The sequence below is a fragment of the Shewanella decolorationis genome, from assembly GCF_004354305.1.
Classification (GTDB): domain Bacteria; phylum Pseudomonadota; class Gammaproteobacteria; order Enterobacterales; family Shewanellaceae; genus Shewanella; species Shewanella decolorationis.
The window spans coordinates 3842590-3867521 of sequence record NZ_CP037898.1 but is presented as its reverse complement, the minus strand read 5'-3'; the positions used below and the strand labels follow the sequence as shown (position 1 = coordinate 3867521).

Here is a 24932-nt window from a genome sequence, read left to right as displayed (position 1 = left end):
AATGCCTTAGTTGGCACTTTTCTTATGGTTTAGCCAGTGGGAGGGCGTTTGCATCTGATAGGTTTTCAGCCACAGCGCTGCGGGCGCAGGCTTACCAAATAAGTAACCTTGAAACTGTTCACATCCAAGCGTTGTCAGCTGTAACAGCTGGGTTTCTGTTTCTATCCCTTCGGCAATCACATTGAGTTTTAAACTCTTCGCTAACAAAATCGCCGCGTTGACAATCTGCGTGTGGCGCTCGCTAATGCCGAGTTGGCTGACAAAATAGCGATCGATTTTAATCGTATCGGCACTGATATCGATCAGCTGGCTCAATGAGGCATGGCCAGTCCCAAAATCATCGATGGCAATCGAAACGCCCATTTTTGCGAGGGTATTTAAACGTTTACCCGTTTCTTTGTGTGTCGAAAAAACTGAGGTTTCGGTGATTTCAATTTCTAAGATTGGGATCAGTTCGGGATGGTTAATGTACGTCTGGATCAGCACTTTGAAGAAACGATCCGACAGAATATCTTGCCCCGACAGGTTAAAAGCGATTTTAGTCATAGGGACATTTTTTGGCCAAGCGCGGATCAATTGGAGTAATTGCCTAAACACTTTAATGGCGAAAATCGCCTGCAACTGCGATGACTCTATGATCGGAATAAAGGTGCTTGGCATAATCATGCTGCCGTCTTTATCGAACATTCTGGCGAGCGCTTCAAAGCTGACAATATGGCCATCGGCTAACACTTTTGGCTGTAGCCACATTTCGAGTCGGTTGTGTTTTAATGCATCGCGGATTTTGCTTTCTTGCGAGGAGGCTTCAAGTAAATTGTTAATCAAACCAACGTAATACACCATAACCGGGTTGGCTTGGGTGGTTTGTTTAATGGCAATCAAGCACTGCTCGGCGGCTTGCTGTGGCGCGGATTTATGGCCAGAACTGCAGCCAACGCGGCACTCTAAATGGTAGTCAATCTGTTGTTCTTGCTTAAGTTTTAAACTTGTTGGAATGCGAAGACGTAATTGCGGTGCGAGCGTCTCTGGCGAGATGAGTGGCAGTTCGGTAAATTCCAGGGCAAAGGATGCTCCTCTAAAGCGATATATTTTTGCTTGATGGCCGAAGCGCTCTTTAAGCTCTAAGGCAAAGGCTTTTAGGATAGCGTCCCCGACACTTATTCCAAAAGCAGCGTTGATTTGACTCAGATTATCAATCTTAACCAAAGCTACCGTCATTTCTTGGTGGGTAGCACTTGGTGTCGGGTTATACCAGTGGTTCTCGTTGGGTAAGCCCGTGACTAAATCATAAAAATGGGTACTGATATGGTGTTTTTTGAGCCGATTAACTTCGAGCTCATGGTTGGTTTGTGCCGTGATATCGTGGCAGTGAAATAGCAGAGTATCGTGGTGCTCTAATGACGCTTTTTGCAGGAGATATCGGCTGCTGTCATTATTTTTTAAGCGGGTCTGAAATGATGCTGCAAGTAAATTAACGCTAGTGTCTTCGCTCAGTTCAAAAATATCACAGAGACGGGTGCAGTTGAGTTGGACATTCGCGGCGATATCTTTGGCAGCATTGTTTAGATTGAGGATCGTGCCCTCTTCATTGCAGAAGAAAGACGCTGTGCCATTGTTGTCAAATATTTCAGCATATTGGTCTAGGGTGCGTTGCAGTGCTTTTTGATGCCTAATCATCTGCTGTGCATGGATTTTTTGAGTTTTTAACAACCGCATTGCCGATAAGGGGATGCAGATATTAAAAAACATAAACAGCAGCCCGTTGAGATAGGCGTGGGTCGCGGGCAGGCTAATATCTACATCGACAATGGGCGGAAGGTTTTGGTTACGCAGCAACAATAAAAAAGGCAACACATTGAAGCACATCATCCAGCAGGCGACTTTTCTGCCAAACAAAAAAAGTGCCATTAAAGGCAGCGTGTACAGAAAAGTAATACCCGCCTGCGACAAATTGAAATTTGGTACAAATAATAAGATAGACAAACAGGCTGCAACCACCATTACCAGCAAGCTGATAGAACTCGCCAGTAAATATTTGCGCGTAAACCATAAGGCAAGAAATAGCACAGTTAAAAAACTGACCGTAATGCCAATAATAAAACTGAGGTTTAGCTGATAGGCGATCAACGAACTATGCAGCACTATGCTGGTGGTAAGAACGGCACCACTCAGCAAAATAATCCGCAATAAACTGGTTTTTAATATGGTTCTATCGGGGTTTAAAAAATCTTGCTCCCTGATAAACAAAAAACCTTTCAGCCAGTTAAGCAAAGATTGTCCTTATTCCATACGGAAGTCGCTAAGGTTGACTGGGGATAAGACATATAACATAAATCGCTTAATTGTTACACAAATAGATTATAACCTCTATAAATCAGTAGATTACAATGTGATTCATGTTTGAGCTTATGTCGGATGAGTTAGACAAATTGACCAATAAGCAGAAACTCGCAAATAGGGGGATTTGCTTGCATGTTCATCAAGGCGGTTCTTTGGCATAATGGCCGCAATTTCTATCCGTTAAACAGTGATCCCTTTGCCTATTCCAGTCTTTTTTAATCAGCAATTTCCAACTCTTGTGGACATTTGTGCCCGCTGGCAACTGGTGTTTGATGCCGATGCGCCATTCGAATTGCGTTTTGAATCAGACACCTTGACGCTACATAAGCGTGATGAGCCTAAGCTCGATGGCATAGTAGTGGATTTTGTGACTGGCGCGGTTGCCCATAGGCGTAAGTTTGGTGGCGGTCGTGGTCAGTCGATAGCCAAGGCTGTCGGGTTAAAGCAGGGCGTTACGCCAAAAGTTGTCGATGGCACTGCGGGCCTCGGCCGCGATGCCTTTGTGCTGGCCAGCTTAGGTTGCACTGTGACTATGGTAGAGCGCCATCCTGTAGTAGCCGCATTATTAGAAGATGGCCTGCGCCGCGCCTATCAAGATGCCGAAATCGGCGACTGGATGCGTGAACGTATGCAGCTTTTCCATGGTTCCAGCCTCGAAGCACTCGCAAAATTGGAGCAAGAGGTCGATGTTGTCTACCTCGACCCTATGTATCCTCACCGCGACAAATCGGCCTTAGTTAAAAAGGAAATGCGGGTCTTCCAAACCTTAGTCGGTGCAGACCTCGACGCCGATGGATTGCTCGCCCCCGCCATGGCCCTAGCCAGTAAGCGTGTTGTGGTGAAGCGCCCCGATTATGCCGAAGATCTCGCCGGTGTTAAGCCCAGTATGGTTATAGAGACCAAGAAAAACCGCTTCGATGTCTATGTGAAATCGGCAATGAAGTAGGCTATAAGCTGAGTATTAAATCGATATAGCTGTCGCTGAACCCATAGATTGACAAATTTAAAGCATATTTTGACATAAAATAGGGTTCTGTAATTTACAAATAAAACACAACACCAATTAAATTAATGAGTTACATTGGTGCTGAAGTGTTGTCTGACAAATCCATAAAAATAGAAGCAGTAATGCTTCTATTCAATCTCTTACTTCCAAAGTCTCTAACAAAGAAATGCCCCAAACGATTTTAAATCTTTCATGTTTAGGTCGAGTAACTCGTCCCTGTTGACCAAACTTTAGTAATGATACAAAGTGCCTACAACATCGGTGGAGATTAATGTTAAGAGGCTGGAAATAGGTGCGACAATCGCAGATCATGGAAGATAAAGTTATATCAGCAGTGAGGGATTTTGCTAACTCGATAAATTCGGGAGGTAAAGTCAGCGTTGACATGACAGCACTTATTGATGTGACGTCTCAGTTAACTCTCACCAGTTTTGACCATTGGGAAAGCTTAATTCGGTCAGAATTTTCCTTAGCGGTAAGGGAGTCAACTCCACCTAAGTGGAAAATTTGGTCTAAACCTACTGAATTGTTAACTTGGCTAGATCTAATAAGTTGGGATGGCTACAAGCGTGAAAAGACGTTGCGTACACTGTCTGGTGCAGCGCCGAACATTTTCTTCTTTTCACTTATCGTTAGAAGGCTCAATGATTGGGTTCCTCAAGTTCGAAAAGCTGCAAGGGAAAAGCTTTTAGATATTGCAAAAGCGACAAACCCTAAAGTTGTTGTTGAAGCTCTTTGTATCGCACTTTCCAATTGGAATTCTTGGGGGAGGATTGAGGAACTAGACAAAAAGGTTCTTTTGCAGATCATATGCGAAGACCAGATAGCAGATTTACTTAGGTCTAAGTTAATGTTATCGACATCGGGGCCTATGCCATCTCTCTTTTCTCAGCTTGGACGTACACCGATTCTGGATGGAAAGATTAAAGAAATTGCTACCCTCTCCATCCAGCCCTCCGTTCGAGCCAAGGCTTTACGAAGCTTATTCGAAGGCCGAATAGTATGGATAGAAGGTCGTAAGTGGGAATGGACTGACATCCGATATTGCAAGGGAAGAATAAAGCCAATCATTTCAGAGCGAAAAGTAAATGTTCAAACTCCATTGATTGACTTGTTAAAAATGTCTGCTGATGACAGATCGGCTATCGTTCGGCGAGTTTCTGCAGAATTTCTAATTCGGGAGTTAGAAAATCTTGGAGTTGTTGCAAGGGAATTAGCTAACAAGTTTGCATCGGATAGGTCTGAAGCAGTAGCCGAACGTGGTCGTTTTGCATTGAAAAAACTGGAGGAAGTGGAGCATGTCAATGCGCTTTAAACAACACGACCTAGGATTGCAGGATTCGTAACTTGTTGTTCGCAGTTTAGGCGGGTGTTCCCCATATAAATTTTAATCCGAAATTTGCGTTTTTGAGTTATAGCTTTAACGCGGAAATGTCCCGAAGCGTGCTGAGTAAGGTTATTAAATCTACAGACAGGCTACGCTGATGCTAAACAGGTGAGCAAATACCATGGGTCACCTATAAATTGTTGATTACATTTAAGCTCTTTAGTAACTGGTCACTCAGTTGTTTTTCCTCTTTCATTTTTAACGCCCTTTTGTCCCTTAGTTATTGAGACTTGAGACAATAAAAAAGCGCTAACCTAGGTTAGCGCTTTTGTTTTTGAATAAAGGTTATGTTTATCGCACTAAGGTAAACAGTGGGGTTTGACTGACCGCTTGAAAATCCAGCGCCATGGTTACACTGAGTGCTGTGATGGTAATAATTGAAAAACCAAACACTTGTCTGGCCCAACGTGGCATATCCACATCTTGACGATAACCTTTGAGGGCCATTGTTAGCCACCAGAGGCTGGTGGCACAGGTCACGGCCATAAAGGCGGTGCCTGTGTAACCTGCGAGTGGCAGCATGGTGCTGACCAAGGCGAACACTGCGATATAGAGCACTATATGGTGCTTCGCCTTGGCCATCCCTTCGGCGACGGGCAGCACGGGGATCTTCGCGGCTGCATAGTCATTAAAGCGGAAAATCGCGATGGCGTAGGAGTGTGGCATCTGCCAGAGACTGAACATCAGCAATAAAATCACTGCGCCCATATCCATTTGCCCCGTCACGCTGCAATAGCCCACCACGGGCGGTACTGCGCCCGAAAAGCTGCCGACTAAGGTGCCGTAAACGGAGTTTCGCTTCATATAGAGGCTATAAATCCCGACATAAACGACATAACCAATCGCGGCAAACAGCAGGGCTAAGGCATTGGTGAACAAGGCTAAGATGCCAAATCCAAGCACGCCTAAGGCGATGCCAAACAGCAAGACATGGCTTAGGGGGATTTCGCCCGTGACGGTGACGCGTTTGCAGGTGCGCTGCATTTTGGCGTCAATGTCACGGTCAATACAGTTATTAATCGCACAGCCTGAGGCGACGACTAAGGATAATCCCACTAAGCTTGCCAGCATCAAGACCAGATCCACATCGCCCTTCGCGGCCAATAGGAAGCCGCCAGCAACGGAAATCAGATTCCCGAAAATGATGCCAGGCTTAGTCACCTGTACATACCCTTTGAAGCGTGCTTTCCATTGCGTCGATGTCAATCTAGCTTGTGTGTTCATTTGCTGTGTCTCATTACATCATCAAAGCGTTAGCTTCGAGAATGATCCATACCGACAAGCCAACCACCATCACGATGATCAGCGCGGTAAATAGGAAGGAGAAGGTGTTGATCTTGCCTTCCTTAGAGAAGTCCAAGTGCAGGAAGTACTTAAGGTGTACCAAAATCTGCACCAGTGCCGTGACAACGACGATGGCGAGCGTCGTCGATTGCTCGAAGTGATGGGTCATTACCGCCCAGAATGGGATGGCAGTTAACACCACTGACAGCACAAAACCGACTAAGTAGGACTTGATGCTGGCGGCCAGATCGTCTGTGCCATGGCTATGGTCATGTGATTGAGTATGTGTGCCCATTACAGTGCTCCCAATAAGTACACAACGGTGAATACGCAAATCCACACGATGTCGAGGAAATGCCAGAACAAACTTAAGCAGCTCAGGCGAGTGATGCTGCGGTTACCTAAGCCCGTTTTGGCGACTTCAATCATCATGATTGCCATCCAAATTAACCCAGCGGTCACGTGCAAGCCGTGCATGCCCACTAAGGTGAAGAAAGATGACAGGAAGGCGCTGCGTTGTGGGCCGTTGCCATGTTCGATCAGGTGATGGAACTCATAGACTTCCATGCCGATAAACACACAGCCCAGTGCAAAGGTAATGGCTAACCAAGTGAGGGTCGCCAACCTGTTGTGGCGCTTAGCGAAAATCAACGCAAAGCCATAGGTAATACTACTGAGCAGCAGGGCTGCGGTTTCGATCAGCACAAAGTCCAGTTCGAAAATGTCTTTACCCGATACACCGCCGTCGGTGTTCATATAGAGCACGGCGTAGGTGGCAAATACCGAAGCAAACAGGATGCAGTCGGTCATCAGGTAGAGCCAAAAACCAAACAGGGTGTTGCCACCCGTGTCATGGTGCTCGTGGTGCTCCTCGGCGTGAGCAACTTCTAAATCAGCTGGGATTGCAACACTCATATCAGCCCCTTACTACATTGTTTAAGTGAGCATTTTCAATGCGTGCCACTTCATCGGGTTGAACGTAATAGTCGACATCGTTGTTATAAGCACGGAATAAGAACACGATAAACGCGCCCACCATGCCCACAATCGCGAGCCACAGAATGTGCCAAATCGCAGCAAAACCAGCGGCAGTAATGCCCAGCGCCATTAAGATACCGCTCGGAGTATTTTTCGGCATATGGATTGGCTGATAGTGTTTGAGGCGTTGATACGCGGTGCCTTTTTCTTTGGCATCGGTAAAGGCATCGATATCAGACACTTGTGGCAACTTAGCAAAGTTGTAGAACTGTGGTGGTGAGGCGGTTGACCATTCCAGCGTGTGGCCATTCCATGGGTCGCCCGTGGTGTCACGGTTTTGGTCGCGGTCACGGATACTCACGTACAGTTGCACGAATTGCAGAATGATACCGACCATGATGATGCAAGCACCCACGGCAGCGATATAGATCCACATGTTCCATGCTGGGTTATCGATGTGGTTGATACGGCGAGTCATACCCATAAAACCGAGTACATACAGCGGCATAAAGGCCACATAGAAACCAATTTGCCAGCACCAGAATGAGGCTTTACCTAAACGCTCATTTAAGTGGAAACCCGTCGCTTTCGGGAACCAGTAAGCAAAACCGGCTAAGTAACCGAACACGGCACCACCGATAATGGTGTTATGGAAGTGAGCGATCAGGAACAAGCTGTTGTGCAGTACGTAGTCGGCGCCAGGTACGGCCAATAACACGCCCGTCATACCACCAATGGTGAAAGTCACCATAAAGCCTAAGGTCCACAGCACTGGCACAGTTAAGCGCAGGCGGCCGCGGTAAATAGTGAACAACCAGTTAAACAGTTTTACCCCAGTCGGGACCGCAATCACCATGGTCATCACGCCAAAGAAGGCGTTGACGTTGGCACTCGAGCCCATGGTAAAGAAGTGGTGTAACCACACGATAAAACCGAGGATCGAAATCGCGCCACTGGCCCATACCATGGAGGAATAGCCGAACAGTCGCTTAGAGGTAAAGGTTGAAATCACATCCGAGAAGATACCGAACGCAGGTAGAATCAGGATGTACACTTCAGGGTGACCCCAAGCCCAGAACAGGTTGATATACATCATGGCGTTACCACCACCATCATTGGTGAAGAAGTGGAAACCCATGTAACGATCGAGTGTTAAAAGCGCTAAAACCGCGGTCAGGATCGGGAACGAAGCCACGATCAGGATGTTGGCCCAAGTACAAGTCCAAGTGAAGATGGGCATTTGCATCAGCTTCATGCCTGGGGCGCGCATCTTAAGCACAGTCGCGATAAAGTTGACCCCGGTTAAGGTTGTCCCTATCCCCGAAATCTGCAGCGCCCAGATATAGTAATCGACCCCGACACCCGGACTGTAAGCCAGCTCAGACAAAGGCGGGTAAGCCACCCAACCAGTACGGGCGAATTCACCTAAACCTAATGAAATATTGATCAGCACGGCACCAGACGCGGTTAACCAGAAGCTGAGGTTGTTCAAGAAGGGGAAGGCAACGTCGCGGGCACCGATTTGCAGTGGCAGCACTAAGTTCATTAGACCGATCATAAATGGCATCGCCATAAAGATAATCATGATCACGCCGTGGGCAGTGAAGATTTGGTCGTAATGTTCTGGCGGCAGATAACCTGCGGCGCCATTGGTGGCCAGTGCCTGTTGGGTACGCATCATGATGGCGTCGGAGAAACCGCGGATCAACATGATGAATGCAAGCACTATGTACATGATACCGAGGCGTTTATGGTCAACCGAGGTTAACCAGTCGTGCCAAAGCACGCCCCATTTTTTGTGTTTAGTGATCAAGGCTGCGATGTACAGACCTATCACGGCAACAACCGCAAGGGTCACCATGATGATAGGCTCATGATACGGGATCGCATCTAAGCTTAATTTACCGAGAAAAGACATGATTACTCCGCCTCCACTTGGTGAGTGGATGAGTGTTCTGTTGATGAAGTGTCAGAATGGGTTGAGCCTTCCATGTCGGCCATCTTCTGGTCGCTCGCCATATGCGTCATATCGTGGTGCATGCCAGCCATATTGTGGTCGGCATTCATGTGTTCCATGCCTTCATGGCCTGCCATGTGCTCGCTTGAGTCCATGTGCATGTATTGCATAACGATTTGATCGAACATGCCGTGACTCACTGAGCCAAAGTATTCAACAGGATTGTTTTCACTCTTCTGTGCTAAGGCTTGGTAAGTCGCAGAGTCTAAGGTCTTAGTCGCCTGTTGTTTGGCCTTGGCTACCCAAGCATCGAAGTCGGCTGCCGTTGGCGTGGCAATGGCTTTAAACTTCATGCCTGCAAAGCCTGCACCGCTATAGTTAGCGGAAATACCGTCATAGGTACCGGGTTCGTTGGCAATCAGGTGCAACTTAGTCGTCATCCCAGCCATTGAGTAGATTTGGCTACCTAACTGCGGGATAAAGAAAGAGTTCATGGCGGTATCAGAGGTGATCTTAAAGTTCACTGGTACATTCGCTGGGAAAGCCAGTTCGTTTACCGATGCAACACCTTGTTCTGGATAGATAAACAACCATTTCCAGTCCATAGAAACCACTTCAACCGTAATTGGCTTGGCGTCGTGTTCGAGTGGTTTGTAAGGGTCGAGATCATGGGTTGAACCCCAAGTGATCACGCCCAAAATCAATACGATCACAATCGGCACAATCCAAACCACGGTTTCAATCGCGCTTGAATGGGACCATTTAGGGGCATAAACCTCATGATCTCGGCCATCGCGGTATTTCCATGCGAAGAACAAGGTCATGAAGATCACGGGGATAACCACAATCAGCATGAGTAGGGTAGCGATGATGATCAGATGCTTTTCATCGACACCGATCTGGCCCTTGGGATCCAATACGCCGCCATCACAGCCTGCGAGCATCAGGGCTATCGCCGCGAATGCTACTTTACTTAAATTTCGAATTAACAAAGGAAGATTCCTCTAACCCTAAGGTTTACAACTCTGCCCAGAGAGATAGGCAGTAGCATTGAGCGGCGTTATCCGAAGGCAAATCCGAAAGTGGCTCGAGCGCGGCACAAAAAATGCCTGCCACCCCAATACGAGATTGAGGATCGACTTTCAGCGCTTAATGCTAAATTTGAATTTTAAAACAGAGAGTTACAATGGTGGGGCGCGACAACCGTGCGCAAGGTGCTCGAGGGATTTTAGCCTTGGGGGTGCTAAAAACTGGCCAGCATTAGTGAGGTCTAAGCGGTTGAAAAATTTAAAGCCATCGTCGAACAGATTCCACAATTGCTTAATTATTTGGGGGTTGAGCAGCAAAATGCTCAGCAGCGTGGCGCCGAAGAACTCGATTAAAAAGCCATCACTTAGGGTGATTAATTCGCCAATATCGATGCAGCCGCCGACCATCACTGACACTAAGTCAGCAGTGGGCAGCACAAACAGTAACCCAAAAATCAGGGCTAAGTTTGTCATGCTGAAGTGGGAGAACCTCGCAACGAGATTCAATCCTTCAGCGCAAAATTGGCTGAGTGCGAATTTCAATTAACAGGTCCGGCGTTAAGCGAGAAGAATTGTTGGCTGAATAAAAATTCAAGCTGCAACTTTTTTGTGCGGGCGGGAGGATAACAAGAAGCGGGGATTGATTGAAAGTGGATCTAGGTCACAAAAGGGCTTTTGCATTAAAAAAACCTTAATCAAAACTGTGTTTATACATTTTTTATACAAATTTAACTTAAGATAAACCTATTAAGCTCACAAAATATATGGGATTTGTGAGCGTTGTTTGAAAAATATTGAGGTTATATTTAGCCTGTTTAAGGCTAGATTGGGGAGATTGTGCTCGAATCGGACTATGCATGTTTGCCGATTTAGCGGGCAACCTACAGTGAATGGCAGGTTTATTTCAACAAAAAATAAGCCTGTGACTAGGTCGTGTTGATGTTTCAGGGTTATTTTTGCAGCCAAATGCTGCCCGAAGGGTTCGCCTGGCAAGTCCTTGCTCTTACTTTCAGCCATAAGAGCCGTTCGTCATTGGAGTAGAATAACGACACATCATTCCTCGTTTCGCGAGCACGTGCTTGCCAGAAAGAACAAAATCTAATCTCGACACGTCAACACGCCCTAGGTGCTGAGTCTGAACTTTTAACAGATACAGCATGGTAAAAGGTGTCCAAATTCGGCGATAAGGCGACTATTATTCAATACTTGGTTCGCTAACTGCCCTTACTAGGCTTGAGATTGATTTATAGATTAAGGCATTATGGGGCCATTCTGCTCGTTAACAGAATAAAAAGGGATTATATATCAAAGCATTTGCTCACCATGTAAAGATCAATTTATTCATTGCCTTAGCCTACTTTATTGTCGGTAAAATTGGTCTGATGATCGCTTTGCCGCCCGGTTATTCGGCGGCAATCTGGCCTGCTGCTGGAATAGCGATTGCTTCGTGCGTGCTATGGAAAGCCTATACACCTTGGGTGGGTGTTTTTATCGGGTCACTGCTGATTAATATCAATATAGGTGGCCAACTGCACCTCGGCTGGTTGCCTGTGATAATCGCAGCGGGTACTTTGCTGCAAACGATTCTTTCTGCAAGAATTATTCACCATGTTGACCCCTTAGTAACTTTAGATAAACCCGATACAGTTATTAAAACCACTGTACTTCTCAGTGCAAGCTGCACTATTGCCTCACTTTTTGGGAATGCTACTTTAGCCTTTCGCGGTACGATCCCTAGCGCTGACATTTTTAATAGCGTAATTAATTGGTGGATGGGGGATTTTCTTGGCGCTGTGATTTTTATCCCGCTCACTATTTTAATCTTCGATCAACGTCCTATCTGGCGCTCAAGGCGAATTCAAACAGGTATCCCTTTGCTGGTGGGGTTTTTATTCTGCGTAGGGATTTATTACTACTCGGATATGAACGAACGCCAACAATTGCGAGATAAATTTCAGATCCAATCAAATGCCATTATCAGCAGTGTTGAGAGTTTTCAGGGGGCTAATTTACAGCAAGTTATCGCCTTAGCCAGCTTATTCGATAATAGCGAAGACGTTTCTGAGGATGAATTTATCCAGTTTGGTAAGCGCAACCAACTGCAGCTAGACGGCTTTAGGGCTTGGGCTTGGTCACCTTTAGTGGCTGCGAGCGATAAAGATAGTTTTGAATCTGCAACAAGTGCAGAACTTGGTAGGCCTTTCAATATTCGATATTTAGAAGGTGATAAACCGAATGCCGATGGGTGGTTAGTCCCTGTAAAGTATGTGCAACCTATGAATAGCCGTCGCGCGGTACTGGGGCTTGATCTGAACAGTGAGCCCGTGCGTGCCGCAGCCATTACAAAGGTGAGAGCAACACTTGCACCTGTCATGACGGGCAAGATCCAATTAGCGGAAGACCCTAATGGGCCTGGTGGTACACTCCTACTGGCGCCCGTATTTGATCGTTTAGGCAATATCACAGGATTTTGTTCTGCGGTGATTGATATCCAAGGCATCATTAATAAAGTCCAACAAGTCAAAGGATTGCATTGGCGACTTACGGATATTAGCGCCGATGGTGCATTGCTGTATGCTAGTAGTAAGAAAAAATTTCCGACTTTCTCGGGGAAAATGTATAGCGATAAAACGGGTCAATACTATCAAGCGAACTTAATGCTCGCGGATCGTCATTGGCACATCGTGATTTATGAATCCAATGCCTCATTGATGGGCGAGTCCTATAGCCTTTCGCTACTATTGTTATTCCTTGCCTTTATCACCTGTGCAGTTGTCGGCGGTATGACATTAATCTCTTCCGGTGAGCATTATCGGATTGCGGATAAAGTGGCCGAAAAAACCATGGCACTTTCGAAGGAGATTGCGCGTAATCAGGCGTTCCAAGCGACCTTAGTGGAAAGTGAAGAGAAGTACCGTAATCTATTTGATAAAGCGCCCGTTGGCCATGTGCTTAAACGCCTCGATGATGGCCAATTTGTTGCTATAAACCAAGCATTTGCAGATATTACTGGCTACACTCTAGCGGAGTTAAAAGCCCTGAATCCTTGGGAACTGACGCCGATTCGATACCGTGTTCCCGAAGCTGAGCAGCTCGAACAGCTAAAGCAAACGAGTCGCTATGGACCATATCAAAAGCATTATCGTCGTAAAGATGGGCAGCTAGTTGCGGTTAGGCTGAATGGCTCTTTAGTCACAGCCGTTAATGGTGAACAGCTCATCTTATTTATTGTGGAGGATATTACCGAGCAGGAACGCACCGTTGCCCGTGTGAATCTATTGGCGCAAGTATTCCAGCAAAGTGGTGAAGGCATCACCATCATGGACGCCAATGACATTATCGTGGATGTAAATAGCGCTTTTACCCAAATTACCGGCTACTCAAGGGACGAGATCATTGGTAAACATTGCCGTTTTCTAGAAGCGGATAGAACAGATAAAAGCATTGATGCGCAAATACGCGCCGCCCTTGAACAAACGGGGTTTTGGCAGGGCGAAGTCTGGGATCGCCATAAAGAGGGTTATGATTTTCCTAAGTGGTTGATGATGTCGGTGGTGCGCGACGAAACGGGGGCGATCAGCCATTATATTGGTAGCTTTACCGATATCAGTGAGCGAAAAATCAATGAGGAACGCATCCACTTTTTAGCTCACCATGACTCTCTTACCCTATTACCCAACAGGCTGAGCTTACAGTCACGGCTAGAAAGAGTGTTCCAAGAAGCGATAAGCACTAAAACGCAGATTGCAGTCATGTTTATCGATATGGATCACTTCAAAAATATCAATGACACTTTAGGTCATCATGTCGGGGATATGTTGTTACTTGAGGTCGCCCGACGTTTAAAAACCATTGTTAGCCAAGATGATATTGTGGCTCGGCTTGGTGGTGATGAGTTTGTTGTGGTGTTATCGGATACTGAACATGATAGTGTTGCTAAGGTTGCCGAAGCACTTCGCAGTGGTTTGAATCAAACCTATATTATTGATAATAAACCTTTACACTCCTCACCTAGCATTGGTATCAGCCTATTTCCAGCCGATGGCGACAGTGTTGAAGCATTAATGAAAAACGCCGATATGGCCATGTATCGCGCTAAGGCTGCAGGGCGTAATAATTACCAGTTTTTTACTGCGGCGATGAACACCTTGGTTACCGAACGCCAGCAAATTGAGACTGGCCTGAGACAAGCCATCTCCCGCAATGAATTAAGACTGCATTATCAACCTCAAATCGATATTAATACCGGACAGGTCGTTGGGGTTGAGGCGTTGATCCGTTGGCAACATCCTGAGTTGGGTTTGGTTGCTCCCGATCGTTTTATCCCTATTGCTGAAGAAATTGACATGATAATCCCCATAGGCCAATGGGTACTCGAAAATGCTCTCGCACAACTGGCCGAGTGGCGTAAAAAGGGCGCTAAAACGTTGCGAATGGCCGTTAATCTGTCGGCGCATCAGCTGCGTAAAGAGACCATAGTTGCTGATATTATCAATGTGTTAGCTCAATATGAGCTCGGCAGAGGCGCGTTAGAGCTTGAGATAACAGAAAGTGTGGCCATGCAGTACCCTGAGCAAAATGCCAAGTTGCTGGCCGAATTACGCCAGCAGGGGATTGAATTGGCGATTGATGATTTTGGGACGGGTTACTCATCACTTTCATACTTGAAATTGCTGCCCCTAGACAGACTCAAGCTGGATCGATCCTTTGTGAAGGATATTGAAAATGATCCAAACGATGCCGCCATCAGTGCAGCAACGATTTCCATGTCCCATGAACTAGGATTAACCGTGGTGGCCGAAGGGGTCGAGAACGAGGCCCAACTGGTATTACTCTCGAGTATGGGTTGCGATTTGGTGCAGGGATATTATTTCAGTAAACCCTTATCTGCAGATGATTGTTTCCGTTTTATTGAGCGCAATTTTTAGGCCGTTTTTTATCCATTTAGCACTATACTTGAGTCAGTCTGGCGATAGGAAATGGATACATTAAGGACAGCGCTATGCAAGTTATCTTCACTAAAGGTTCGACCCGTTACGCTCAATTACGTTGTGTTCGCATGGATGGTAGTGCCACACAAACGCAAATGCCCGAGCAGGGGATTGCTCCACACGATATGATTCACTACGTTGTAGAAAAGCGCTTGCGTATTCAGGGCGCTTTTTTCGCTCAAATACGTGCCGGTGCCGATATCAATTTCACCCTTGAGCATAACGAAGCTTCTCTAGCGGTTGCCGATAAAACCGAAATTTGGCAAACCGAATCGATTGTCGAAGCATTGCAATCATTGTTGTGGTCGGCCGATGCGCCTAGCTATGTGGGATTTATCTATTTACTTGAGCAGGCTTGCAGCAATCGAAAATTAGCCGTGCCTGAGATTTCAGAATCTGATTTTGAACATATTCTCAACGAGATAATGGATCTTACCATCGAGTGGCAAGGCATGGGTGAAGGCCAGTCCTTGACCTTAAAGTTTTAACGACTGAGTTATCAAAAAGAGCGCGAATCTTCGCGCTCATTTTCTATATTTGATCTGTGCTTATTCCCTGTGACGGCGTTCTTGGCTCTGCGCCGATCGGCCTTGGTTATGCTCAGGGCTGCGGGCCATTTGCATATTTTGGCGTGGCTCGCTCTGCCAAACTCTCGTCTCTTCCCGCTGTCTTGGTTGCACTTGGCGGGGTTGTTCAATACGCTGCGGTTCGGCGCGTCTCACCTCGGGGCGAGCTTCCTGTCTTTGCGGCTGAGTACGGGTCTCAACGCTGCGCGGCTGTTGCTCTCGAGTCTGATACTGCCTTGTTGAGTTGTCCCTAGTTTGTTCTCGCGATGCTTTGGCCTGCATTTGCCTTACCTGATTATCCTGGCGGGCATTGTCGTTACGCTCTCTTTTGTAACCTTCCTTACTCGCTTGCGCAGCGTTTGTCGGTGCCACGCGGCGCTCTTTTAACTCGGCCTGAGTGCTTTGGAAACTGGGCGTACGCTCGCGGCTGTAGTGATTATCGCGACTTAGGTTATTGCTTCTGTCCTTATCATGGCGCTTGTCATAGTTCTTGTTGTCGCGGTTATAACGTGTGTCTTGGTGCTCCCGCGATTTTGAGTACTGACTGGTAAAGTGTTGACCACTGCCAGTGGAGTGAGAATCGCGGCCACGGAACTTGCTGTCACCATAGTAGCGCTCTTTCACCACGGGATTATGGTACACCACGCCGCGTCTGTGCTCGGGTTTATGCTTCCAAGGTTGAGCACCATAGCTGACTGAGTACCTTTCCCTTGGGCGATAATGGTGGGAGTGACGGTGATCGACAACCACGACTCTGTGGCTGTGCCAATGGAACGAGCTAAAGAAGTAGTTAAAGGAAATATGGATCCCGGGTGACCAGTAAAAGTAACTATGACTTGGGCGGTAAGGGTAGCCAACATAGCCGCCAAACTCCCAATATACTGGGGGATAGGCCACACCCCAGCGCCAAGTGCCGTAAACCACGCGGGGATCATAGTAGGGCACATATACTACTTCGCGGCGTGCGGGCTCGATGATGATCTGATTGTTTGCACGGGTAATCGCCATATTGTCCATATTGGCCAAGCTGTTGGCTTTATCTGCCTGTTGTCTGAGCGATTGAATGCTGTCCATCACTTGGGCTTCATCGGCCAAAAAAGCTTCGCCCAGCCTTTGGGTCCAATCCAAATCTTCGCTCATTTTTTGCAAGACATTGGGGAAAGCCATCAGTGCCTTTACACTTGGATCCCAGTCCTTATCTTCGGTGCGCGACATCACTTGGTCGACTGATAACTTAGGATGATCCTCTAGCCAACGCTGTGCTTGTACCACTTCGAGGGGGTAGGTTGAGGCGATCAGAATATGGCTCAATAAACTATCGGGATAGAGGGCAATAGGCGCAAGCATCTGCTCGAGTTCGGCTTGGCTCAGTGAAGCACTTGAACCTTGGCTGACTGATACGCCTGCTGCTTGGGTTGGCGCGGTGAAGGGCAGAGCCACTAAAGCCGCCGATAACACTAGCCATTTCCATCGATATAATCTGTTCATGGTTCGCTCCAATAATCCTATTGAGGATGTTATTGGCATCATAGGCGCGTGAATATGAATATAAGCTGAAAGTATTTTGTAGGGTAAAGAGAGTCTTGCAGCGCCATTCTTAGCGTAAAAATTAACTATCTTTATGAAAGTAAAAGATTAAGCCGAGTGGGTGAAGTTAACGGTAAACTTGGCGCCGCCTAAGTTTTCTGAACGGGATACGGAAATACGGCCGTTATAGCTATCCACTAAATCGCGGACAATTGCTAGGCCAATGCCGTTGCCTTGGCGGTAAGAATCGGCGCGGATCCCACGCTCAAAGATTTGCGTTTGCAGGGCTTCGCTGATCCCTGGACCATCGTCCTCAATACAGAGCTGTAGCTGATAAGCATCACCAGTGGCGGTTAATTTGACCTTTGATTTGGCTGCCTTACAGGCATTGTCGAGTAAGTTACCTAAAATCTCGGTGAGATCGGCTTCATCGCCCTTAAATACCGCCTGTGGCGCCATTTCACCACTGAGCTCTATTTGTGGTTCTCGATAAATCTTGGCTAAGGTGCGCAGCAATTTGGCGCCAACCTCATCCACCTTAATCCCTAAGTGCCATGATGCCGATGCCGCCGTTTGGGCGCGTTTGAGCTGATGGCTGATGATACGACTGATATTCGACACTTGCTCGCTCGAGGCTTCGCTCAAATCCGCCTGACTCTTAATCACTGCAAGTGGTGTTTTTAAGCTATGGGCCAAATCCGCAAGAGCATTGCGATAGCGTTTACGCTGGGTTTGCTCGGTATTGAGCAAAATATTCAATTGCCGCGCGACTTCCTGCAACTCGCTCGGGTACTGGCTACTCAGTTGGGTCGATTTACCTTGTTCGACATCGTGCAGCTCTTGGGTAAAGCGCGCCAGCGGCCTAATAGTCCAAATCAACCAACTCAACTGAAACACTAGCATGACTAAGATTAAGATCAGTAACCAAGTCCAAAGCTGTTGATTAAATTGGGCAATTTGCTGTTGAAACTCCAGCTCATCCTTAATGATATGGATAGTCACCGGCACGTTTTGATTCAGGCTGGCAAAGCTCACGCTAAAGCTGTAGATAAGGTGCGGCGCGCCCGCGAGGTCGATTTGCTCAAACGCGCTCTTGCCCGTGGGAGGAATCGTAAAATGCTCGGGCGGCGTGATACCCATAAAGGATTGCGAATGCCAGACGATACTTTGTTTATGCTCGGCATCCTCTGTGGTGGCAATGGCATAGAGGCCTGATTGAATGAGGTTAAAACGATTTTCGAGTACCAGCTCGGGGATAAAAATCCGCTTATTTTCGACCTCAGTTACCGCCAATATCGAATACACATAGGCACTCAGTTCGTTCTTGGCCGCGCTTTTTACTTGTTCGGTAAAGGCATCATTGAGGGCGACGCCAATCAGTGGCAGTAACACCAAAATAAACAGCAGCGCGCTAAGGACGAGCCGAGTTTTTAGGGAGTTTAATAACTGCCAGGCAAGCGCGCGTTTACTCATCTGGGGAGATGACTCTTAAACGATAGCCTTGGCCGCGCAGCGTTTCGATCAGATTGTATTGGTTATCGGGGTCGAGCTTTTTGCGTAAACGGCGGATAAAGACTTCGATAACGTTGGAGTCGAGATCAAAATCCTGATCGTAGATATGTTCGGTGAGCGCGGTTTTTGACTTCACCTCGCCCTGATGCAGCATAAAAATTTCGAATAGCTTGTATTCAGAGCCGCTTAGGGTGACGAGTTCATCCCCTTTGCGCACCTCTAAGCTACTGGTATTTAAACTAAAGGGACCGTTAGTGATGATTGGACTTGCCTTACCCGCTGAACGTCGGATCAAGGCTTTGAGTCGAGCGACTAATTCTTCGGGATGAAACGGTTTCGTAAGATAATCATCGGCGCCGGCATCGAGGCCTTCGACTTTATCTTGCCAGCTGTCGCGCGCGGTTAAAATTAAGATCGGGAAAGCGCGCTCTTTTTGGCGAATGCAGCGGATAAGGCTAATGCCGTCGAGTTTAGGTAAACCGACATCGATAATCGCGGCATCATAATTATATTCAATGGCTTGGAACAAGCCTTCTTCACCGTCGCTGGCGACATCTATGCTGTAGTGAGCATCGAGCAAGTGCTGTTTTAAGTTAGCTTGAAGTGCTAAATCGTCTTCAACGAGTAAGAGTCGCATATTAATTCCTCGACACGCGCCCAGTGGCGGCATCCACCGAAACCGAGAAAACTTGGCCATCGTTATTGAGGATTTTGACTCTATAGCCTGAGCCACTCGACTGCACGCTGAGCACTTTTCCTCGATATTGACGCTGTGCCATAGCCACGGCTTGGTCTGGACTGTTCACTACTAGGCGCTGTTCATTTTTCACACCTTGGCTACGCGATTGATTGCGATCATCGTGTTTATCATTGCCTGCGATACTGCCGAAAGAGGCGCATAAGCAAGCGACTAGGGTCAGTGTTAAACCAAGTTTCATATCTGTTACCCGCGTATGTTCGGCGATCTTAAGTGAGTCGCGAGGTGGATAGCTTATCGAGTCGACTAAGAATACCTCATCACCATAACAAACACATAGAGATCAGCCAATTGGTAAACACAATTCCTTTAAATTTCACTGTGATTCAGGCAAGCGTTATTTACAAACAAGCACCTGAACCTATTCAGCACACACGAGTCATATCCAGTGTTCATGTGACATATGAGTAGTGTTAATCAGCCCAGATGAATTAGGGCTGAACGACATTTTTGCTCGCAAAAATGGCAGATTTTAATGTTCAGCTTATGTTCACCTTGAGTGCCCTCTAATGTCATCAATTTGAACGGACTATCCATGGGGTATTCAAGATGAACGTACTCAAGCAACAAGGTATGGCTTCCACCACAAACACCGCTTTCGTTAAGGCGATGGCATTGGCTGGCGCATTACTGACATCATTCATGGTGAACGCAGAATCCTCTGACGAGCCAAACCTAGCGCCTTTTACTGCGGCTAGTATCGGAATGGCGAAAAAAGCCGATGCCGAGCAAGCCGCCGCGCAAGAGCAACAAGCCTTAAACCTATTACAACAGGCTGCGCCCGCTCAAACAGTGGGGGAGGCCGCCGCGGACGCGGTCAAATCCTTAGCGCCGTCGTTATCGGCGAAAAGCCCGAGTGCACATCGCGTGCAATTGATGGGCGCGACCCCAATGACCCGCGAACAGGTAATTGCTAAGCACACGAGTCAGCCTATCCCAAGTTCGAGTGCGGCCAGTGAAGATCCCTATCGTGCGCCCGTGTATCACAGCTTTGCGATTTTTGATGCCAGCAGCCGTTTGTTTGAAGACTTTGATTACGATGGGTTTTATCAAACCTTCAGCGTGACCTTCGATGTGGATGTGTTTGGCGCATATCTTAATGAGCGCGCCGACCTGTTTGCCGAGTTGTACCTCAGTCGTAACGGTGGCCCTTGGGTGCATTACTACACCACGGACGTGTTTACCATTTACGGTGATTCGACGCAGGACGATTACGAAGTGCTAACGACCCTCTACACTGGCTATCCAACGGATCATTACGATGTATTAATCGATGTTTATGAAGTGGGTTATAGCGATATTGTCGCCACTATTAGCGCCGATGACACCGATGGCTTATATGCCCTGCCGCTAGAAAGTCGTGACCGCGATAGCTCTGGTGAGGTAATTATTGTAGATGAAGGCGGCGCAGTTTCTTTCTTCGCCTTGCTTGGCCTAGGACTGTTGGCGGTGCTGCGTAAACGTGAAAATGGGCTTAACGCTTTTAGAGCAAAATAAAATCTTATGTAAATCATCACGATTAATGCTTGAGTAATACCCTCTAGGGTAAAAAGTAGATCTCACACTAAAAAGGCAGCGTATCCATCGATACGCTGCTTTTTTATTTCGCAATACGTAAAGTAAAACTTGTAGAAATTATGCGCATGCTCACTTTCTACCCAGAATGATTTTTGTTATTGTGAAAATCAAATTTTAAATCAGTGAGTTGTGGATAATTTTGCCGAGTGAACTTAGGTGATATTAGGCGCATATACACAGTAGCAATATTAAAAGCCAACATGAATATCGAGCAAGCATTTGAACAGTCACTGATCGAACTTGAATCAAAAGAATTCGATGCGATTCGTGAGCATGAGCGTGTATTAGCAACAATATGGGCTGTGGAGGCCGAAGTTAATAACGGTGGTTTTGACCAGCTTTTTTATAACTCAGCTGGCGATATTTCCTTTTATGCAGCAAAAGCTTTCGACGCTATTGGTGCTCATAACATGGCAAGCATTGCCCAGAAAGCACAGGATCTATTTGGTCCTGAAGGCCCGCCTAAAAACCGTGATGAGAGAGTTGAGATATTGGAAAGTATTTCTGAAAAACATGAAGAGTACTTAAATAAACTTGACTATGAGTTCACAGAGTACCCAGACAATATTAAGGAATTGCTGCTTACGTATGTTCAATCAAATTTCTAGCCGACAACATTTTACAATGTAAGGCAGCATAGCGCCTGTGCGTTTGCTCTCCGTTAGACTCAGTTGCTTTTAATGTCTTTATTAATTAGAGGAAGTTAGTGGCTGCATTTACCCTTCACGGTCGTGATAACGATTCAAACATGTGTGGCTCTTGCGACAGCCTGCTTGAGGAGGTTCAAGATATCCCTATTTGCTCCGTATGTGGTTATAAGACGGAGCTTTATTTTATTAATTCACTCTTTCGAGTCAAAAAGAGGGAATACGACTTATCTGCAACCTATGACGGTTACAACATCGCCTCCCTTAAGTTCAAGGAGACATGTCAACGATTGCAACTGGGTGGGCTTGAATTTCTTGCCCTCCCATCTGATTCTGAATTCTTTGTGATAAAACCAACATCGATAACATCGTTTGACTCTGCATCAAGAAAAACAAAATTTGAATCCTTTTGTACTGCGTGTGGTTTCCATAAGGCTGTTGCTGGTGCAACACCCGCAATTCTTCTAAAGGAACCAGAATCTGATCTTTCTGGCACTGATGTTGTTTTCGGCTCTGGTAATAGCCGTGGCCGAATGATCATAGCGACGGAGCGTGCAAAGAAGTTACTTATTGCTGAGAAACTAGCAGGCCTTGAGTTCGAGGTAACCATAAATCTCGGTCAAGCCGACACAAAAATGCTGCGCCGCTAAGCTCAAACGTTGGGATCGAAAAATAGCAATCGTTTATTCAAAAAAAGTAAGTGGTGCATCCCAAAGTAAAAACTTGCTATTCCATTCTAGGTTTTCCCGTATCGTAATTTGCTTCACTGCACAAATCCCCTTTTTCTCTCTGTGTTTATCATTTCGGATTCGGGCTAGTATGGGCAAGTTACGTTAACTAAAGGAAGAGAGACATGATTGCTCAAGGTCAAACATTACCAGCGGCGACGCTAAGCCAACTGACTAAAGATGGCATGGTAAATCATCAAGTTACCGAGCTGTTCGCGGGTAAAAAAGTGGTGTTATTTGCAGTGCCTGGTGCTTTCACACCAACCTGTTCTGAAGCGCATTTGCCAGGTTATGTCGTACTGGCCGATCAGTTTAAAGCTAAAGGTGTGGATTTAATTGCCTGTGTATCGGTAAACGATGCCTTTGTAATGAAAGCCTGGGGCGAAGCGCAGAATGCGTCTGAACTACTGATGTTAGCCGATGGCGATGCCAGCTTTACTAAGGCGCTGGGACTCGAGATGGATACCGCTGGCTTTGGCGGTGTGCGTTCACAACGTTATGCGATGATCATCGATAACGGCGTGGTGACTTTACTGAATGTCGAAGCACCTAAGTCATTTGAAGTGAGCAAAGCCGAAGTGGTATTAGCGGCACTTTAATGCCTGATAAAAAACAAAATGGGAGCCTAGGCTCCCATTTTTATTGGTATCAAGCTTAAGCTGCTCGGGCTGGTACAGTGTTGGTGTCGGCAATACCTAAACTGGTTTCGATATCTACCACGCTTTGTTGTACTTCTTGGGCAATCACTTCACTCTGCTGCGAACTGGTTTGCGCTTGGTCTTTTAGGTTATCCATGCTGCGAACAAACTCATCGAGATAATCGACTTGTTCTTTGGCGTTAAGCGAACCCTGCTTGGCGGTATTGGCCATTTCACTCGCTTGATTTTGCACGGTTTGCGCCACATGCCATAGGCTCTGTGCCCGTTGTTTTTGGCTGTCGGTCGCTTGGGCGATGCCATCAACACTTTCGCCGAGTGCGAGGTTCGACTGGGTGAGTTGATGCAGGATTTTCACGATTTCATTTAACGACACCTGAGTACGTTGACTCAGGCTTCGCACCTCATCGGCGACCACGGCAAAGCCGCGGCCTTGCTCGCCCGCACGGGCAGCTTCGATGGCGGCATTCAGTGCCAATAGATTGGTTTGCTCGGCAATATTACCAATCACATCAATGATTTTGGCCACATCTGCTACCGAGTTATTCAGACTTTCGAGCGAGGCATGGCAAAGGCCGACGGCTGTTTGGGTTTGTTCTGTGGCACTCAGTACCGCTTCGGCTTCGGTCTGGCTCGACTGCATTTGGCGCATGGTTTCAGCCGCGCTTTGTTCAACAAGGGCAGAGGTATGGCTGACCTCATTGGCGAGGCTGCGGATATGCTCGGTTTGCGACTGAGTGTCGGCGACTATGGTCTGAGTGTGTTCGGTGTGCTGCGACAGTTGGGTAATGCGTGCGACCAACTGACTTAAGGATTGAGAAACCTTAGTCATTTGTTGGCGCTGGAGTTCGTCTTCTTGCTCGAATCTGTGTAGCAATTGGTTGAAATGGCCTGCAATTTGTCCGGTTTCGCAGCGGCGATTAATGTCCAAGCGTTCGCGACTGTTGGACTCGCTTAATTGCATAAAGGCTTGGTTGAGGCGTTTAAGGGGTTTAACCACGCGGTTCTGTTGTAGGATTAAATAGCCGATAGCAAACAGCGCCATAATAGAAACCATTGCATAAAGAATGACTTGTAACTCATATTTGAGTTGTTGGTTTTTGGCGGCCTGCGCCTCACCTAGGGCGATAAGCTGCTGTTCAACTCTGCTAATGGCTTGAATTAACTGCTCTTGCATCTCCTGATTGGCTTGCAGCAGTTGGTGGGTATTGGCGACTTCTTTATTGTATCGATTGGCTAGGCTTAACAGCTCGCTGCGATCATTTTCACCCACTTCAATCTGTTCAGGTTCACTTGCGCCAAGGGCAAATTCATCGGCTTCCTGCTGCTCGTACACGCCGATTAACGGCAGAGCGTTCAGTTGGTCACGCCACTGGTTTAGTTCTTTGCTGGTGCTGTCGAGAATATTTTTAAGTTGCTGATTTTTATCGATGAGATAGCCATCGGTCAGCTGCGATAACTGATAAACAATGTTGGGTAAGTCGCGGCTTAATTGCAGATATTGTTCGGCCACAGTGGCATTAACGGCTAAACCTTTGTCGGCGTAACTGCCGAGTCTGCGGTTATAGTCGAGCATTTCAGATTCGGCGTGGGCCAGTAGCTGTCTTGGATTACCCGCGAGTTTGCCGGCGGCGCGGTATTTGGTATCTAAGTCTTGAATGAATTGGCTCAGGCCAGTTTGCAATTCTTCATCGGCACTGTCCGCTGCGGCGAGGTTGAGTTCGCTGAGCTCAGTTTTAATCTTGCTCAGTTTAGCTTTGGCCTGTTCGAGCAGGGTTGCGTTTCCGTTGGCTAAATAGCCATCAAGATCGCGACGTACACCGATGAGGAAATCCTGCTGTATACCTTGGAGAGCTTGGGTTTGTTGCTCAATCTGTTGCCTTTGGTCGCTACTCCATAGCACTACGGCTGCTAATAATCCTGCAAGCAATAACAATAGCGCTGAAGCAGAGAGTGATAAGGTTGAAATCTTCATGATGCAATCTTCATT

General features: G+C 46.9%; 20 protein-coding genes. 8 read left to right on the top strand and 12 right to left on the bottom strand.

Translation table 11 applies throughout. The annotated features are described in order from the left end of the window. Positions 1-6: 6 nt before the first annotated feature. Positions 7-2271, bottom strand: a complete 2265-nt coding sequence (locus EYR25_RS17255; protein ID WP_133181743.1) for a GGDEF domain-containing phosphodiesterase — start codon at positions 2269-2271, stop codon at positions 7-9. Between the two features lie 265 nt (positions 2272-2536). On the opposite strand from EYR25_RS17255, the gene EYR25_RS17250 reads away from it, so the two are divergent. Both EYR25_RS17250 and EYR25_RS17245 read left to right on the top strand, forming a co-directional pair. Then, a complete protein-coding gene (locus EYR25_RS17250; RefSeq protein ID WP_086902519.1) occupies positions 2537-3286 on the top strand; it encodes a class I SAM-dependent methyltransferase in 750 nt (249 codons plus the stop codon). Positions 3287-3656: 370 nt separating this feature from the next. Then, positions 3657-4661 (top strand): hypothetical protein, encoded by a 1005-nt coding sequence (locus tag EYR25_RS17245; RefSeq protein ID WP_243729906.1) that lies wholly within the window; start codon positions 3657-3659, stop codon positions 4659-4661. A gap of 363 nt (positions 4662-5024) precedes the next feature. Here the strand turns inward: EYR25_RS17245 and cyoE are convergent, their stop codons facing one another. The 6 genes from cyoE to EYR25_RS17215 form a co-directional block, all read right to left on the bottom strand. Next, on the bottom strand, positions 5025-5957 hold the full coding sequence (gene cyoE, locus EYR25_RS17240) for a heme o synthase (protein WP_011718749.1): 933 nt from the start codon (positions 5955-5957) through the stop codon (positions 5025-5027). A gap of 13 nt (positions 5958-5970) precedes the next feature. Next, complete coding sequence (gene cyoD / locus EYR25_RS17235; RefSeq protein ID WP_133181739.1) at positions 5971-6312, bottom strand: cytochrome o ubiquinol oxidase subunit IV; 342 nt, start codon at positions 6310-6312, stop codon at positions 5971-5973. Beyond that, positions 6312-6932, bottom strand: a complete 621-nt coding sequence (gene cyoC / locus EYR25_RS17230) for a cytochrome o ubiquinol oxidase subunit III (protein WP_011627628.1) — start codon at positions 6930-6932, stop codon at positions 6312-6314. Before cyoC ends, cyoD begins: the two co-directional genes overlap by 1 nt. Position 6933: 1 nt before the next feature. Then, entirely contained in the window at positions 6934-8913 is a 1980-nt protein-coding gene (cyoB, locus tag EYR25_RS17225) for a cytochrome o ubiquinol oxidase subunit I (protein ID WP_133181737.1), read from the bottom strand. A gap of 2 nt (positions 8914-8915) precedes the next feature. Beyond that, positions 8916-9944, bottom strand: a complete 1029-nt coding sequence (gene cyoA / locus EYR25_RS17220; protein ID WP_133181735.1) for a ubiquinol oxidase subunit II — start codon at positions 9942-9944, stop codon at positions 8916-8918. 189 nt (positions 9945-10133) lie between these two features. Continuing rightward, complete coding sequence (locus EYR25_RS17215) at positions 10134-10454, bottom strand: hypothetical protein (protein WP_133181733.1); 321 nt, start codon at positions 10452-10454, stop codon at positions 10134-10136. Positions 10455-11311: 857 nt separating this feature from the next. On the opposite strand from EYR25_RS17215, the gene EYR25_RS17210 reads away from it, so the two are divergent. Beyond that, positions 11312-14908, top strand: a complete 3597-nt coding sequence (locus EYR25_RS17210) for an EAL domain-containing protein (protein ID WP_279535270.1) — start codon at positions 11312-11314, stop codon at positions 14906-14908. Between the two features lie 74 nt (positions 14909-14982). Then, positions 14983-15459: a cytoplasmic protein gene (locus EYR25_RS17205; RefSeq protein WP_133181729.1), complete on the top strand. Its 477-nt coding sequence runs from the start codon at positions 14983-14985 to the stop codon at positions 15457-15459. Between the two features lie 60 nt (positions 15460-15519). On the opposite strand, the gene EYR25_RS17200 is transcribed toward EYR25_RS17205, so the two are convergent. The 4 genes from EYR25_RS17200 to EYR25_RS17185 all read right to left on the bottom strand — a co-directional run bounded on the left by EYR25_RS17200 (position 15520) and on the right by EYR25_RS17185 (position 19514). Continuing rightward, positions 15520-17025 (bottom strand): DUF3300 domain-containing protein, encoded by a 1506-nt coding sequence (locus EYR25_RS17200; protein ID WP_133181727.1) that lies wholly within the window; start codon positions 17023-17025, stop codon positions 15520-15522. Positions 17026-17172: 147 nt separating this feature from the next. Then, positions 17173-18537 carry an ATP-binding protein gene (locus EYR25_RS17195; RefSeq protein WP_133181725.1) on the bottom strand — a complete coding sequence of 455 codons (1365 nt, stop codon included), beginning with the start codon at positions 18535-18537 and terminating at the stop codon, positions 17173-17175. Next, positions 18530-19213: a response regulator transcription factor gene (locus EYR25_RS17190; protein ID WP_133181723.1), complete on the bottom strand. Its 684-nt coding sequence runs from the start codon at positions 19211-19213 to the stop codon at positions 18530-18532. Before EYR25_RS17190 ends, EYR25_RS17195 begins: the two co-directional genes overlap by 8 nt. Position 19214: 1 nt before the next feature. Then, positions 19215-19514, bottom strand: a complete 300-nt coding sequence (locus EYR25_RS17185; protein WP_133181721.1) for a PepSY domain-containing protein — start codon at positions 19512-19514, stop codon at positions 19215-19217. Positions 19515-19882: 368 nt separating this feature from the next. Between EYR25_RS17185 and EYR25_RS17180 the strand changes: the two genes are divergently transcribed. The 4 genes from EYR25_RS17180 (at position 19883) to EYR25_RS17165 (ending at position 22885) form a co-directional block, all read left to right on the top strand. After that, positions 19883-20830, top strand: a complete 948-nt coding sequence (locus EYR25_RS17180) for a choice-of-anchor H family protein (RefSeq protein WP_133181719.1) — start codon at positions 19883-19885, stop codon at positions 20828-20830. 227 nt (positions 20831-21057) lie between these two features. After that, entirely contained in the window at positions 21058-21519 is a 462-nt protein-coding gene (locus EYR25_RS17175; protein WP_133181717.1) for a DMP19 family protein, read from the top strand. 98 nt (positions 21520-21617) lie between these two features. Continuing rightward, a complete protein-coding gene (locus tag EYR25_RS17170) occupies positions 21618-22208 on the top strand; it encodes a hypothetical protein (protein WP_133181715.1) in 591 nt (196 codons plus the stop codon). A 203-nt stretch (positions 22209-22411) separates the two neighbouring features. Next, positions 22412-22885 carry a peroxiredoxin gene (locus EYR25_RS17165; RefSeq protein ID WP_011624535.1) on the top strand — a complete coding sequence of 158 codons (474 nt, stop codon included), beginning with the start codon at positions 22412-22414 and terminating at the stop codon, positions 22883-22885. A gap of 55 nt (positions 22886-22940) precedes the next feature. On the opposite strand, the gene EYR25_RS17160 is transcribed toward EYR25_RS17165, so the two are convergent. Continuing rightward, positions 22941-24917, bottom strand: a complete 1977-nt coding sequence (locus EYR25_RS17160) for a methyl-accepting chemotaxis protein (RefSeq protein WP_133181713.1) — start codon at positions 24915-24917, stop codon at positions 22941-22943. Positions 24918-24932 lie beyond the last annotated feature (15 nt).

Bases quoted from the DNA above. Each gene is read 5' to 3' on its own strand.
- EYR25_RS17245 (WP_243729906.1), top strand. From the start codon at position 3,657: ATGGAAGATAAAGTTATATCAGCAGTGAGGGATTTTGCTAACTCGATA.
- cyoE (WP_011718749.1), bottom strand. From the start codon at position 5,957: ATGAACACACAAGCTAGATTGACATCGACGCAATGGAAAGCACGCTTC.
- cyoD (WP_133181739.1), bottom strand. From the start codon at position 6,312: ATGGGCACACATACTCAATCACATGACCATAGCCATGGCACAGACGAT.
- cyoC (WP_011627628.1), bottom strand. From the start codon at position 6,932: ATGAGTGTTGCAATCCCAGCTGATTTAGAAGTTGCTCACGCCGAGGAG.
- cyoB (WP_133181737.1), bottom strand. From the start codon at position 8,913: ATGTCTTTTCTCGGTAAATTAAGCTTAGATGCGATCCCGTATCATGAG.
- EYR25_RS17215 (WP_133181733.1), bottom strand. From the start codon at position 10,454: ATGACAAACTTAGCCCTGATTTTTGGGTTACTGTTTGTGCTGCCCACT.
- EYR25_RS17205 (WP_133181729.1), top strand. From the start codon at position 14,983: ATGCAAGTTATCTTCACTAAAGGTTCGACCCGTTACGCTCAATTACGT.
- EYR25_RS17200 (WP_133181727.1), bottom strand. From the start codon at position 17,025: ATGAACAGATTATATCGATGGAAATGGCTAGTGTTATCGGCGGCTTTA.
- EYR25_RS17195 (WP_133181725.1), bottom strand. From the start codon at position 18,537: ATGAGTAAACGCGCGCTTGCCTGGCAGTTATTAAACTCCCTAAAAACT.
- EYR25_RS17190 (WP_133181723.1), bottom strand. From the start codon at position 19,213: ATGCGACTCTTACTCGTTGAAGACGATTTAGCACTTCAAGCTAACTTA.
- EYR25_RS17185 (WP_133181721.1), bottom strand. From the start codon at position 19,514: ATGAAACTTGGTTTAACACTGACCCTAGTCGCTTGCTTATGCGCCTCT.
- EYR25_RS17180 (WP_133181719.1), top strand. From the start codon at position 19,883: ATGAACGTACTCAAGCAACAAGGTATGGCTTCCACCACAAACACCGCT.
- EYR25_RS17165 (WP_011624535.1), top strand. From the start codon at position 22,412: ATGATTGCTCAAGGTCAAACATTACCAGCGGCGACGCTAAGCCAACTG.
- EYR25_RS17160 (WP_133181713.1), bottom strand. From the start codon at position 24,917: ATGAAGATTTCAACCTTATCACTCTCTGCTTCAGCGCTATTGTTATTG.